The sequence below is a fragment of the Bacillus sp. FJAT-28004 genome, from assembly GCF_001280845.1.
In the GTDB taxonomy this organism is placed as follows: Bacteria; Bacillota; Bacilli; order Paenibacillales; family Paenibacillaceae; genus Pristimantibacillus.
Window position 1 is genome coordinate 931550 of record NZ_LGHP01000001.1, and the last position, 15934, is coordinate 947483.

The window sequence follows — 15934 nt, forward strand, 5'->3', positions numbered from 1 at the left end:
TGGTTCAAAGATGACACTCAAATACAATCTAAAGAGGATCAGTGTTGTTGTTCTCATGACGATGCTTACGGGTCTTTTCATACCTTTTATTACAAGGGAAGCATTCACAGAGAAAGCTTTCGCCGCTGCTGACGAATATGATACGCTCCGGATGAAGTGGTTCGACTTATTCACCGGAAACTCTCGTTACAATACACCTATTACGGATCCGGATATTGCGAATACAGTTACAGGCATCACCTATGGTGTCTCATACAATAATGTATTAGAGCCTTCGGCTGATGCTTATGTTGGAGACGGTTCGTACGGTGATACGAATTATGGAAGCGACACCTCGTTGATCGTCAAGGATAGTACAGTTACCGATAACAGCAGAAAAACGTATCTCAAATTCGATCTCTCCACTGTTATGGCAGCAAGCTCAGTCACATTGAGAGTATACGGCAGCAACATTCAGGATACGACGAGTATTGCAGTAAAAGTAATAGGCACCTCTAATGACTGGACCGAATCGGGGATTACTTGGAATAACGCTCCAACTACCGCATCCTCCGTATTATCGTCAGTTTATGTCAACAACACGGCCGGCTACTATGAATTTGATGTAACCGGTTTTGTTGGTAGTCAGAGATTGGAAGGCGCCGCTTCATTTATGCTATTCACCGATGGAGACGAAGACAAGACGATTTCTTTAAACAGTAAAGAAAGCGCTTCCTTTAAACCGCAGTTGGTCATTTCGGGGTTCTGGGATACCCTGAATACAGCTTCGGACAGGACCTATTTATGGAGTGATACAGCAGCCAATTGTTCGCCACTCTCAAATTTCTCACGTTTAAGAGGATTGGCGCATGCCTATGCCACAAAAGGCTCCGCCCTCTATCAAAACGAGGAGTTAAAGACTGACATCATCAACGCTTTGGACTGGATATATACGAATAAATATAATGAGAATATACCGCCTGTGAGCAGCGCTGTGTGTAGCGCCTGGGATTTGGAGATTGGTGCACCTCTTACATTGGCCAATACCATGGTTCTTATGTATGATCAATTAACGGCAACGCAAGTTAGCAATTATATTAGGGCACTTGACCGGTTTGCAGCCGATCCGACCCTTTGGGAGGGATATGTATCTACAGGGGCCAACCGAGCGGATAGAGCATTAATTGTAGCTCTTCGGGGTGTACTCGGCAAGTCCAGTGCCAAAATCGGCGCTGCCCGGGATTCACTCAGCGCGATTTTCAAAGATGTTACCGCAGGAGATGGATATTATAAGGACGGTTCATATGTTTTCCACAATTTTGTTCCGTATACAGGAAGCTACGGGAGTGTTTTATTAGATAGTGTGTCTAAAATATTGTATCTATTACATGGTTCAACATGGACAGTTACCGATCCCAATGTCAATTACATGTATAAATTGGTGACGGAATCTGTACAACCGCTGATGTATAAAGGCGCCACGATGGACATGGTACGAGGGAGAGCGATTTCGAGACCAGGATCGGGAGATCATGGGGCTGGCAAAGCGATAATCATTTCGATTCTACGCTTGGCTCAAACAGCGCCACCGGATAAAGCGGCATTATTCAATAGTATGGCTAAAGCATGGATTCAGGAAGACACCACCTTCTCCTATAGTGGCTCTATTTCTGATATTACGCTTCTGAAATCGATAATGAACGATTCTCTGATTACGCCGGGCGGCGAGTTGATCCAAAGCAAAGTATTTGCAAGTATGGATCGCGCAATTCATCGACGTCCAGGCTTTGGATTCGGACTTAGCTTGTTTTCGGATCGTATCTCAGCTGCAGAAGTTATGAACGGTGAGAACCTTAAAGGCTATTGGACCGGCCTTGGCATGACCAACCTGTATAACAATGATTTGACTCAGTATTCAAGTAATTACTGGCCGACTGTCAATAGTTACCGTTTGCCGGGAACGACAACAGATGGCACGAGCGGGAACCCGAAACAATCTCACCCTTATTTCAACTCTTATAATTGGGCGGGGGGATCATCGGTTGAGGGGCTTTACAGTACGGCCGGCATGCAATTTTCCCTTACCAAGGTTACGGGCAGCCCGCTGCAGGGGAAGAAATCGTGGTTTATGTTCGGAGATAACATCGTCGCTCTTGGAGCAGGCATTACGAATACAAACAACGCCAATGTGGAGACGATTGTCGAAAACCGCATGCTGAATAGCAACGGCAACAACGCGCTGACGGTAAACGGAACGACCAAATCGAATGCGCTCGGATGGTCGGAAACGATGAGCGGCGTGAACTGGGCGCATCTGGAAGGGAATGTGGCTGGATCCGATATCGGCTACTATTTCCCAGGAACGACTAATCTTTACGGGTTGCGCGAGTCAAGAACGGGCGCGTGGTCCGAAATTGGATCATTTGGAAATAGCACTCAGTATACGAATCATTTTATGAGTCTTGCATTCGAACACGGCTCGAACCCGACGAACGCATCCTATGCCTATGCAGTGCTGCCGAATAAGAGCGCTGCGGATATGGCCAGCTATGCAAGCAATCCGGATATCAACATCCTGGAAAATTCAACGGATGTGCAGGCTGTGCACGATACGTCTCTGAACGCAGTAGGAGCGAATTTTTGGAACGATATCACCAAGACGGTGAACGTTAACGGATCGAGCTTCCTTACAAGCGATAAAAAAGCATCGGTCACAACGTTGCAATCGACAGGTACTATCGATGTAGGGGTTTCTGACCCGACGCAGGCCAATACAGGAACAATCAACATTGAGATTAATAAGAGCGCTACAGGCATCATCAAGCTGGACCCGGGAATCCAGGTAACCCAGTTGAGTCCAACAATTAAAATGACGGTGAATGTAAACGGATCACACGGAAAAACGTTCAATGCCAAATTTAAGTTTGGAGCTCCGGCATTGCCTGCCACACCTACGTTAAACCTTGCAACATCAGAGTACGGACAAGTGACGTTGAACTGGTCCAATTACGGCAACGCAACGGGTTATAAGATTAAGTACGGCACAACGCCTGGAAACTACAATTATACGATCACCGTACCGTATATCAGTGCTGACTACACCTTCACGGACTTGATATCCGGCAATTATTATTTTGTTATATCTACCTACAGCGCTGTGGGGGTAAGTGCCAATTCGAACGAACTGAGCGCAGCGGTTACAGGTCCTATAAATCTAGCTAATGGCAAAACTGCCACGCAAAGCTCAACACTCTATGGCAAACATGCAAGCCTTGCTGTAGATGGAAATACGAACAGTACTTTTAACGGCGGTTCGGTTACGCATTCGACTTATGAAGCCCAGCCATGGTGGATGGTTGATCTTGGAAGCAATCAAAGTATTGGCAATATTAAAATATTCAATAGAACCGATGTTTGTTGTATGAACCGACTAGGCGATTACAATGTCTCTATACTGGATCAAAACCAAAATACGGTATGGACCAACCATCAGACGACCTATCCGAATCCAAGTACGACAGTAAATGCAATAGGGGTAAAAGGTAGATATGTCAAAATTCAACTAACCGGCACCAACTATTTGTCATTGGCTGAAGTACAAGTGTTTCCATATGAGCCTCCTGCAAGTTCGAACCTTAAACTATGGCTTCGAGCGGATGCGGGAGTGACAAGTGATGGGAATGGCAAAGTAAGTGCATGGGCAGATCAATCAAGAAGTGCCAACAATGCGGCTCAAGCAACTGCCGGGTATCAGCCGACCTTAGTAAGCAATGGATTTAATGGCAACCCGGTCATCAGGTTTGATGGTGTAGATGACAATCTGTTATCCAGTGGTGTTACGGGGAATATGGATTCATTTACAGTGATATTTGTGCTTAAACCTAAGACTGTGAAGGGTTTTAACCAGACCATTGGTGCAGCAGGCGGATGGGGACAATATTCATTTACTACATCAGCCAATGGGAGTATATTTACCGGACCTAGATTGAGTTCGAGGATGATTCCTGAAGACGGCCCTGGTGCTAATACGTTAGTCCCGAATAATTGGCTTACTATTTCGTATGTAACTAACAACGCATCAACGAAATTATACAAGAATGGAAATCAGCTTGCTTATAAGTTTTTATATTTAGCTGAACCATGGACTGGATTTAAGCTAGGTGTAAATAATAGCAGCACGATAGACGGAGATATCGCGGAGGTGCTTGTTTACAATACCGCCTTATTGGATTCCGATAGGCAACGTGTAGAAGCATACTTGAAAACCAAATATTCTCTGGCTACTTCGATCTCTGTAAATGGAGCAGGAGGCGCGAATGCGATCTCTGCCAAGAATGGTTCGCTGCAAATGCAGGCTAATGTTCTGCCTGCAGGCGTGGACCAAAGTATCACATGGAGCGTCTACGAAGAAGATGGTACAACAGCGACAGATAAAGCAGTGATCGATTCCAATGGATTGCTGACAGCTTCAAAAGACGGGATAGTGACGGTGGTTGTAACAGCCGTTGACGGCAGCGGTGTAAAAGGCTCCGCAACGATTACGATTAGCGGACAAACCATCAGTACACTTGATACAATTACAGCACCGCTTTATCTCAGTAATCTAATTGATTCCACTTCAGGAAGAACTGCAGCACAAACCGTGCAACAAGTGACTTATCTATTCGACAACAATGCAAGCACGAATTCCGATTTCCGTCTGAACGGTTCCGGAGCGGGAAGCTATATTACCTTTGACTTTAAGGATGGCAATCAAGTCACGCTTTCGAGTGTAGAGCTGCTGGGAAGACAAGACCAAAATTTATCTACCAGAATTAATGGTACAGTGGTCCAGGGATCCAACGATAACGCGAATTGGACGACTCTCTCGAATGCAGCGGTGTCTACAGCGGCGTGGCAAACATTGACGATTAGCGGCTCCGAACCGTACCGTTATATCCGTATGTACAATCCGAATGCATGGTTTGGCAATATGGCTGAGCTGAGATTTCATGGCATTGTTACATTCCACAACAAAATCGCATCGGCTTCGATGCGTTCAATTCAAAACGTCAAAAACAGGATTATTCCAGGCAACACGGTAAAATTAACCTTCAATGCAAGAGAAGCTATTAATAACGTCAAGGTTGCGATTCAAGGCCAAGACGCAACAGTTAGCACGCAAGACTATATCAACTGGACCGCAGTGGCGACCTTGAATCCGAATGTAGCAACAGGACCGGTAACATACGCTATTAATTACAAGCTACAAGATGGAACGGATGGATACCCGGCGGTTTCTACAGCAGCTGACGCCACTCTGTACCTTGCCGACGAGTCGGATTTGATTCGTAATGTGTCGAATATCGCCAATTTAGTCGATTCTACTTCAGGAAGAACTGCAGCAGAAACATTGAAACAGGTGAATTTTTTATTCGATTATAATTCAAGTACGAATTCCGATTTCCGCTTAAACGGCGGCGGATCGGGAAGCTATATTACCTTTGATTTTAAGGAAGGCAATCAAGCCACGCTTTCGAGTGTAGAGCTGCTGGGAAGACAAGACCAAAATTTATATACCAGAATTAATGGAACAGTGGTCCAGGGATCCAACGATAACGCGAATTGGACGACTCTCTCGAATGCAGCGGTGTCTACAGCGGAGTGGCAAAAATTGGCGATTAGTGGCTCCGGGCCGTACCGTTATATCCGTATTTACAATCCGAGTGGATGGTTCGGTAATATGGCTGAACTTAGATTGTATGGGGCAGTGAATCAGCAGACTTGACGCCTCCGGATTACAACGGATGATGCGCAGCAGGCATGGGTCAACAAGGATACGAAGGTATGCTTCAATGCGATTGATGTAGATTCCGGCGTTGCCTTTACCTTTACAACAGCATACGGTTGCAGTGCTCCTGCCGATGCAACATTGTCCCGGCTCCAACATTCTGTCATTGACTGAAGTGCAAGTGACTCCATATGTAGCTTCTGCAAGTTCGAACCTTAAACTATGGCTTAGAGACCACCGGGCTTTATTCGACAGAGTAGAGTTGGAGCTTACAGATGAAGACGTGGATATGTTATCACAAATGCCTACAAACGAAGGATTGAAGCGCGTGTAGTTAGGCGAGAAGGATCTCGGTTTGGAGGCGTTATTCTTCCAATAATGCCGCTATTTGCTCATGGCCAGCTCGAGACCGGGCTGTTTGCCGACCAACCTGCAAAGGATTTGGAATGAGAGTTTTTCTCCGCCATGGGAATCGGATTATCATCTTAATATTAAACTGCAAATGAATTACTGGATTGCTGAGTCCTGCAATCTGTCAGAGTGCCACGAGCCGTTGTTTGATTTCTTGGAGCGATTGCAAATCAATGGGCGTAAAACGGCCAAAACAGTTTACGGAGCAAACGGTTTTGTTGCGCATGCTTTAACCAATGTGTGGGCAACGGGACGTACGTCTTTGGTTGCCCCTATTTATCTCGACGAGAGGTTAATTCGTTTTCCCACCGCCAAAGGATCTACCTTACTAATAACAATGATTTCTTGATTGAAAGCAGCACTGTAACCTGTTTGACGTTCCCTGCACATTGAGACGAAAAATAGCCCGATACGAGCAATGGGACTCGTGTCGGACATAAGTCATTGTGTTAGAGGGAGGTGAGGTTGTTAGATAGATATCTATCGTTTCAAATATTTGGTATCGCTTTCATCATATTTAAAGGAGAGGTAATACATGAGAAAATTTTTTCTAACTTGTATGCCCGTGTTTATATTCATGTGTATGTTCACTTCAGTCATTGTCCCTATGCCGGTTTCCGCTTCGGTACTATCGACATTTTATGTCTCGCCTACTGGAAATGACACGAATCCAGGTACCCAATCACAACCTTTTCAGACCATAGAAAAGGCACAAACGGCTGTAAGAGCTATTAATAGCAATATGACAGGAGATATTGAAGTCATTCTAATGGGGGGAACCTACAATTTGACTTCTACCTTAATCTTCACCTCCCAGGATTCTGGTACGAGCGGATTTAATGTCATATACAAAGCTAATACCGGTAGTACGCCTATCATAAGTGGTGGAACTACAGTTACAGAGTGGACCCTCCATGATGCAGGCAACACTATTTATAAAGCAAATGTGGGTACTTCCTTGGATACAAGACAACTGTATGTGGATGGTGTTAGAGCTGTCCGGGCAAGGGGGGAAGACAATCCGGGAATTAATATAGCAACTGAAACTACTGGAACACCACCTGTAACAAGAACTATTGGATATACAACGCCATCAACTGGATTTTACTCGAATATGGAAGCTTGGGGGAATGTCAGCAATATTGAAATTGTTTCCGAAAATGATTGGGAGCGTTTTCGCTTCGGAGTCAGCTCTATTAGTGGTACATCCATAACAGCCAAACCACTTGGGTTTAATGCTATAAAAGATAGTAGAAAACCAACTAGCGCCGCTTGGGTTGAGAATGCTTATGAATTATTAGATTCAGATGGAGAATGGTATCTGGATCGTACTTCTGGATATCTGTATTATAAGCCTCGTACTGGGGAGAACATGGCTTCTTCGTCTATCGTCGCTGCAACCCTCGAAACATTAGTTTCCGGTGCTGGAACCGTAGATAACCCGGTTGAACATATCACTTTAGATGGTATTACGTTTTCTTACAATACATGGTTAATGCCTAACGGGGATTACAGCTACCCGGATAATCAAGCAGGAGTTGTTGTGTTTAGTCAAGTAGATGCTAACAATCACAAATTTGTAACACCTGCAGGAGTGACATTTAGTTCTGCAAAGAATGTTACCGTACAGAATTGTACGTTTACACACATGGGGAATGCAGGCCTCAATATGGATAAAGGCAGTCAGAACAATAAGATTGATCATAATTACTTTTCGGACCTTTCTGGAAATGGTATTAACATTGGCGGGGTTCATCCTGATATCGATCATCACCCAACAGATCCAAGGTATATTGTGAAAGATAACATGGTTTCACATAATATGATAACCAATATAGGTGTGGAGTACGCTGATAACGTTGGTATTTTTGTTGGGTTCACAGAAGGTACAGTTATAACACATAATACCTTGTACAATTTGCCATATACCGGAATTTCTATCGGATTTGGGTGGGGAGCCGTTGACCAATTTGGGCCAACAATTGCCAAAAATAATAGGATCAGTCATAACCTTATACACGATTATTTGAAAGTAAAGAAAGATGGTGGAGCCATCTATACACTTGGCATTCAGCAAGGGTCTCAAATCTACAATAACTACATGTATGGACAAAAAAATAGCAATGCTTATATCTATCTTGACAATGGAAGTGAGGGTTTTTATACAACCAACAATGTAACTAGTAATTTGAACTCTGTTAATTCTACTTGGTACATGACCAATTCTGGATACACACCTGACTTTTTAAATTCACACTATAATGATGCTTTCTATAATTATTATTCGTCGGGGATGTCAACAAGGAAAACAGGTGGAACCAACGTTGTAGCAAATAATTATGCAGTAGACAACAATGCTTGGGATACTACTGCACAAGCGATTATAGATAACGCTGGAGTAGATGGAGGAGATGGACCTGCACCACTTAGTAGATATCAATCCATATACGAGTTTGAAGGATTCGAGAACGGTCTAATGAATTGGGTTCCAGAGGCTGGCAATGCAGCAATAAGTACAACTAAAGCACATTCAGGCAGTTACAGTTATGTATTAGATGATGACACGGATGTGATTAGGCAAAAATTCGAGTCTAACTATAATAAAGTGGTATCTCTTTGGTTTTATGATGATAGTTCCGATCTATCTATGCAAACACTTGCCAACGTAACATCATCGGGTTATAGAGCTATTGGTGTGAACACTCCAACATCGCTGCAAAATTATGTCGTACGTGTTGATGATACCTACACAATAACTCAGAAAGAAAGGACAACGGGATGGCACGAGTTCACATGGGACTATAGATCGGGCACTAAAGTCGATTTATATATCGATAGGATACTGGTTTCTTCGCCAACCGGTGTGACCAACTTCAATACCATTAACTTTGGGGATTGGTGGGGGAATGGAACTACGGGGCCTGTATATTTTGACGATGTCAGTATTACAGATGTTCTTCAACCACCAACCTCTCCAGTCTTCACTGACGGATTTGAACTCGGCTTCAGCAACTGGACAACCGTTAGCGGTACTGCAAGTACGAGCACTTATGTACAGCATGGGGGCAGCAATAGCTACGAAGTAAATCAAGACATAGATGTCATCCAACATTCGATGGGTGCAACGACTAATCAAGTCGGCGTTGTGTGGTTTTACGATAATGCAGACGATAACACTTTGAGAACATCGGCTTTTGTCGATAAAGGCACGTCATCCACCCCAGTCGGCATGGGTGTAGATACCCTTACAACAACGGATTATTATGTTTACCGCGTTGGCAGTTCGAACACCCCGACCACTATCGATCGAACAACAGGATGGCATAGTTTAGCTTTCGACTACCGTTCTGGCACGGATGTTAAATTATATTTAGATGGAATACATGTTACAACTTCCACGGCTCAAACGGGTTTTAACGTCATTCGATTAGGGGACTATTGGGGGAGTGGTGAGACGGGTCCTGTTTATTTCGATGACATAAGTGTTCAGTCTGAATTACCAAAACCAACACCATTCACGCCACCTGCGAGTGCAAACCTCAAGCTATGGCTTAGTGCTGATGCAGGTATTTCAACCGACGTCAACGGTAAGGTCAGTGCTTGGGCCGATCAGTCTGGTAATACCAACAACGCGATTCAAAACACGGCTGTGTATCAGCCAACCTTTGTTAATAATGTTATAAACGGGAATCCAGTTATTCGTTTCGATGGGGCAAATGATAGTCTCCTATCTTCGGGAGTTACAGGTAATATGAATACCAATACAGTCATATTTGTGCTGAGACCGCAAGCTGTGACGAATTATAACCAGACCATCCAAGCAACCGGCGGATGGGGACAATTTGTATTTCAATCCACTTCAACAGGCCAAGTCTATACTGGAACGAGTACGAGCTCCAGAATTACGCCAACAGATGGACCTGGGGCAAACACGCTGGTAGCAAATAATTGGTCTAAGTTTGCTTATGTATTTAATAGTGGATCCGCTAAATTATTTAAAAATGGAACACAACTTGCCTCTAAGAGATTAAGTAACCCTGCATCATGGACAGGTTTTAGTTTAGGGTTAAATAATGTCAATACAATAAACGGCGATATCGCTGAAGTGTTCGTGTACAATTCAGCTCTATCTGATGCAGATCGGCAAAGTATAGATGCATATCTGTTAAGTAAATATGGATTTTAAATCTTTCGAGAAGGCTCAATGCTGACTAAGGAAGTAACCCGATTCATCGAGAGAAGATGGCGAATTGCAGGAAGTGCGATACTGAGCAGAGCACAAGACAATCTTGTTATTCGATTCTCCCGCGTGACAAAATTGCTCCCTAACAGCTGTAAACAAGATCAAGTTTCCAAACTATTGCGGTAATGAAAGATATACCTGCCAATTGGCTGGATGGTACCCGATTTATGCTTTGGTCGCATTCCGAAAATAGATTTTACCGACTGCTGCTGCATCTTAAAATTCCGAAGCCGGATATTCAATGCGAAATTCGGTTTGAGATAACAGAAGATCCGATGGAGTAAGAACAGACCTCGATCCTGCTATTCGTGGATTCCCTGAGCAAGAGCAAGTGCCCTTACCTCTGTCCAGCTGCAGAGGCAAGGGCTTTTTCATTTTTGTTGAAGTTTTATGTGTGGCGTTGTTTCCGTTAAGGCTTCAAATCTTTCATCAATTTGACGAGTGAATGGTTGTTGTTGTTTTCTACGTGCTTGCGATACTTGTCCGGATACAGTCCGACTTTGCCGGTTGCAAACACTTTAACCGTTTCGGAGAACAAATGTTTGTCGGCATCCTCCGGTAAGCTTTGTCCATTCAGGATAAAGTAGTTCTTTTCAATCTTGCCGTATGTCGTCACGGTCGGCGCGATTTCCAAATTTATGGTCGTGTTGTAAATTAAGTTGTTCGTGATTTCATTATATTTGGGTGTGGCCGGTTGATCCTCCAAAATATTGACTAAATGCGGGTACGATGTGCTCCATGGTGGTGTCTGATAAGGGATCTTAAGGAGACTTACCATTAGTGCTCCGCCGGGCTTCGCATGATAGTGGGCCCAGTTCAAACCGCGTTCATCTGCCCAGATGGAACGCACCGAGTTTAGAATAATATTGTGATCGATGACATTATTCCTTCCGCCCCCGACAAGGATGGGCCGGTATACTTGATCGAACAGGTTGGCGTATACGGTCGTCCCGCTCGCCATGTCGTCCAAATAGACCCCGACTTGGTCTTTGGCCGAGTCGTTTTTCAGCTTATGCAAATAATTGTAACGGATCACGTTCCCTTGCGCGGTCCAATCGCGTCCCGTATAAATGGCTCCAGCGTCTCCTGTCTCGGTAAGAACGTTGTAAATTTCATTTCGTTCGATCAGGTGGTTATTGCCGCCAAACGATATTGCCAGATGCGGGGCGTCATGTATGTAGTTGTTTGCGACCTTGTTACCAACCCCAGATAATTGTACAGCCGGACTGTACGTTTTTTTGAGACGGCTAAAACGGAAGATTTCGTTGTTAACTGCATAATTGTTCCCTGGAGTCAAGCTGATCCGGTCGCCTCCGGCCAGGGAAATCCCGCCGATACCGGTGTCGGATATCGTGGAACTGATGACCCCGTTATTGGTGCCGCCGTCGATGACAACGGCAAATCCGCCGGTTTGAACAATCGTGCTGCCTGCGATCAAATTGTCGGTACCGCCAACCATTTCAATTGCAGAACTGCGTGTATAGCCCAATTCCAATTTTTCAAGCTTAATATATGAAGCACCCTGCAGCTTGATTAACGGTTCATCCAATAAGGATAGGACAATCTTCGCCTGCTGGACATCCGATGGCGGGTAGAGATACAAAATTCCCGTTGTCCGGTCCAAATACCATTCGCCAGGCTGATCGATTTCTTCCAAAATATTATAATAATAGAATCGCTGTCCGGCGCGGATACCGTAATAACTCGCCGTCTTCGTGGAGATGGTTTGATTCGTTTTGTTGATGTTGGAGACGTTCAGGTTGCCGTCTGCCCAATCCCAGTAAAAATAGCCGGCAAGCCATATATCGCCGGTATTCATCCAGTTGTTCACACGCGGATCGCTATGAACGAACGTATGCCCTTTTAGGAATTCTTCCTGAACCTTGGCATCGCTTCCTCCTGGTGTGTCCGGCGCGAAGTTGCGCGGGTTTCCGCCAAGAACAGTCACATTACCGACTTTAACGTAATCGGAGTTTGGATATCTGGAAAGCTGCATCGATTGCTGGTTAAAAAACAATTCAGGATTGACGATGTTTTTGAATGGTCCGAAGCCGCCTTGGCGGATCTGTCCGTACTCGGTTATCCCGAGATCCGGCAAATGCAGCTGGACGATCGCATCACGCGATTCGGCCGGCAATCGTTGCCGTATTCCTTCATCCGTTACCGGAGCAAACAAATTTGCAGGAAGATTGGCACCGCCCATCAACTGTACCTTTTCGCCCGGAAAAGCGGAATACACGATCGGTTTTCCCGGCTCCCCGCTATCCTGTGTTTCTAGCAAAAACGTTTTGTCAATATTGTATTCGCCGCCACGAATATAAACTTTGACGCCCCCTTTCGGCAAGCCGGAACCGCTCCTCAGCTGACGAATTGCGTCTCTTGCCGCTTCCAATGTTCGAAAAGGAGCTTCTTCCGTTCCTGGGTTGTCATCGTTTCCGTTAGATGCGACAATAAAAGTCATTTCCTTATCCCTCACATTCTTTTCTGCAAATACGCCGGGAACCAACGTCAAGAGATAAATCGTAAAACAAACCATCCAGATAATGATCTTGTTAATCTTTCTATTCATGATTATTCTTTCCTCCTTCTATGTACCTTGGTTTCGAAATAAATCCGCATTCGAGTTGATTGAAAACGCTGCCAACTTTAATCTCGATCCAGCGGCATAAAATTCCCCCTTTTGTCCGGATAATTTAATCATGGCATAGTTGTAGAGAGTGTAATACTGTAAAAATGAGAATAAACTGTACAATTCAATTAAATTTACAGTTTACCAATGGTTCCGTTTGTGAAATGGTATTAGGTCAAGAAAGTAGACACAGATTTTTTATTGCTCATCCGCAAGGCAGTGCATACAGTGGTTTTGGCATTGTACAGGGGGAAAAGTAGAGTGTATTTCATTTATTACAGTAGTAATTTATATAGCATTAACGTGATAATTCTGTATGAGATGTTATTCGATTTTTTCCAATGTGTCCCGGAATGGGCTTGCTTTGTCATGGCTAATTCCAGGAGAGGAGCGTGGGAAATGTCTCGAAACACAAACAACGCCCTTCCAACTTCCTACTGGGAAGCGAAAGGGCTGAAAAGTCTGCTTTCTCGTTATTTGTAGCTTTGTTAACCTTTTAGAAATCGCCGTATGCGGACCCGCATGTATGGTGGTGTGAGAAGCGCCTCCTCCTACTCGATTTGAAAGCGGCGCGTCTATCGCATTTGTTATCGTCGGGGGTTTATTTACTTTTGTGGCGACGGAGTTCATGGACACGATAGCTCCCACACAAGCCGCTGAGCTTGTCGATATTGCCAACACGAAGGAGAAGGTTACTCTGACGGCCTTCTTCACCCAAATCAATTCGTAATCCCTTTAGAAATAATTTTCACTTCTATAGAAGTTTGAAAATTAGTCTTCGGGTAGACGGTTTCCCAATCGATGTTTTTCCAGTACTTGGGGTGAAAAGCGATCAAATCACGGCCAATCCCTAGCACATCCGAATGCGATTGTCGAAGAATCTTCGTAATCTGCTCTGTCTCAGTGGTTAACATTTCCGATAAACGCTTGTTCAATTGATCAATTATCCGTTTGTCAGTCAAGTGATCTTTCCCATATTCAATAATAGTAGCTTTCAACTTGAGATGCAGTCGGACGTTAACCTTCCCTTCCGAGTCTATCCAGACGCGTTTGGTTCGCTTCATTCCAACGATGTTAACGGAAATATATTGAGAAGGATCCTGTTTAGAATGCTCTTCCTCGACTTTTCGGATAATCTCGCATAGTTCACCACGTTCTCCGCTTAATAAGAGTAATAAGGTGGTTTGATCCGCGTTCAAGGAAAAACCTGTATACTTTCGATCATGCATCAGGGCCACGCCATCAACTTCTGCACTCTCGCCAACCTTTTTAATAATCGGAATGAAAGAATCGCGTCCCAGATCGTAAAAAACGGGGTAAATGGTATGTAAGGTCACGTGTGGAATCACTGTTTCATCACGGGAGCTTATAATAATTTTCCTTAAATATTCACCTGTTGTGTCCGTACCGCTTCGCTTGAGACTAATCAGATCATTGGCCTTCCCAGGCACAATCGCCACTAATGCAAGCATGGTATCAGAAGAATTGCGGAATGCAGAATCCAGAAGAGCGGCCAGATCTCTTCGCGCAAGCTTCTCGCTAATCAACATGACTTGATTTTTGGATGAGCTCAACGGACCTGCTAACTGCATGGCGATTTTTTTATATATAGATTTTTCCATTGTAGGGCTAGAAGCTGAAACAACCTCTTGCGTCGGAGAGGTTTTCTGCTTACCGACTGGTGATTGAATCGATACCGTTGTCACAATTTCATTATTTTCATTCAAGTCGAGCGCTGTTGCATAGATGAGTTGTAAGTTTTTCAAATCATTGCGATGATTGCAACCCGGTAGAACCATAACAGCCATTAGCCCAATAAGAATGAATCGCTTCATGCAGGCTGTTCCTCCCGTCTGCCGGTCAACCAAGCCAGTAGTAAAAGTACAACCGGCAAACCTAACACAACATAGCATTCCATTTTAATTAATTTAGTAAGGTATTCAATGCCCGATTCCGATTTATAAAACAATCCGGATAGACAGATCAGGGGAACCACGTAATAGATCGCTTTTTGATGCTTATTGCGATGAAACAAGTAGCCCACACCTTTGCCCGTGGCGTAGACATAGCTCGTTAACGATGCCGTTACCTTCACTAGCCATATGGATAGAAAAATCAGATCTAATCGTTCCACAAAAGGCAGTGAAATACCGTTTAGGTAAAAGGGGACTGGCTCTGGGACATGACTAATGGCTTCAGGACTAAAATTGAGGAAACATATGAGTACGACAATGAGATATATGAAATATGCCACCCCATTTGCCCATAACATGGGAGCGATCAAGCTTTTTCCGCTCGTTTTTACATCAGAACTAACAACGAGAAAAAGTTCGAATCCCAGAAAAGAGAATATAGAAAGTTTAATGCCCGCAATTAAAGCCTGCCAGCCCTGCTCACCGATAGGAAGCATATACCGGTAATCTAAGTTATCAAGACCAATAAAAAGAAGAGCCATCATTGATATGAGGATAAATGAAATCATCGTGTGGTAACGGGCAATGATCCGAATATTTTCCTTGGCAAAATAGATAAGGATGACCCCATTTGCAACCATAATTAGCCAAAGATTCGAGTAGGGCAGAATCCATCGTTGGATTAATACCATTTCCAATAGCAGAATGAAGCAGGATGTTAATGCAAAATGAACGACATATAGGATCGTGACCAAATTTCCGAACCATTTGCCGAGGAGAAGAGGGGCAAATTCGAATAGATTGCGGTTTGGAAACCGTCCGCAAAGAGCAATGTAAGCGAGCAGCAATAGCTGTATAATCCCTCCGGCCAGAAGGAGCGAGATCCAGCCGTCCACTCCGGATGCATTATGCAATTCATATGGGAAAGCCAGAAGGCCGATCCCGATTTGTGTTTGCAGGATAAATCCGAATAATTGAAACCGTGACAT

The 15934-nt window shown here is 44.2% G+C and carries 6 protein-coding genes and 1 pseudogene; 4 read left to right on the forward strand and 3 right to left on the reverse strand.

Annotated features, from left to right (window positions below; genetic code table 11):
* Positions 1-10 precede the first annotated feature (10 nt).
* From AC787_RS03895 to AC787_RS03905, 3 genes are all read left to right on the forward strand, one after another.
* Positions 11-5746 (forward strand): polysaccharide lyase family 8 super-sandwich domain-containing protein, encoded by a 5736-nt coding sequence (locus AC787_RS03895; RefSeq protein ID WP_054023591.1) that lies wholly within the window; start codon positions 11-13, stop codon positions 5744-5746.
* Between the two features lie 397 nt (positions 5747-6143).
* Entirely contained in the window at positions 6144-6509 is a 366-nt protein-coding gene (locus AC787_RS03900; RefSeq protein WP_054023592.1) for a glycosyl hydrolase family 95 catalytic domain-containing protein, read from the forward strand.
* A 186-nt stretch (positions 6510-6695) separates the two neighbouring features.
* The gene (locus AC787_RS03905; protein WP_054023593.1) at positions 6696-10346 is read left to right on the forward strand and encodes a LamG-like jellyroll fold domain-containing protein; all 3651 of its coding nucleotides are present in this window, start codon (positions 6696-6698) and stop codon (positions 10344-10346) included.
* Positions 10347-10812: 466 nt separating this feature from the next.
* Here the strand turns inward: AC787_RS03905 and AC787_RS03910 are convergent, their stop codons facing one another.
* Positions 10813-12972 (reverse strand): right-handed parallel beta-helix repeat-containing protein, encoded by a 2160-nt coding sequence (locus tag AC787_RS03910; protein ID WP_054023594.1) that lies wholly within the window; start codon positions 12970-12972, stop codon positions 10813-10815.
* Between the two features lie 405 nt (positions 12973-13377).
* Here AC787_RS03910 and AC787_RS35150 point away from each other — a divergent pair.
* Positions 13378-13515, forward strand: a pseudogene (locus AC787_RS35150) (transcription elongation factor GreAB); the annotation flags it as partial.
* 236 nt (positions 13516-13751) lie between these two features.
* Here the strand turns inward: AC787_RS35150 and AC787_RS03920 are convergent.
* Together AC787_RS03920 and AC787_RS03925 are read right to left on the reverse strand one after the other, a co-directional pair.
* The gene (locus AC787_RS03920; RefSeq protein WP_054023596.1) at positions 13752-14867 is read right to left on the reverse strand and encodes a Ger(x)C family spore germination protein; all 1116 of its coding nucleotides are present in this window, start codon (positions 14865-14867) and stop codon (positions 13752-13754) included.
* A complete protein-coding gene (locus AC787_RS03925; protein WP_054023597.1) occupies positions 14864-15934 on the reverse strand; it encodes a GerAB/ArcD/ProY family transporter in 1071 nt (356 codons plus the stop codon). The genes AC787_RS03920 and AC787_RS03925 overlap by 4 nt, the downstream gene beginning before the upstream one ends.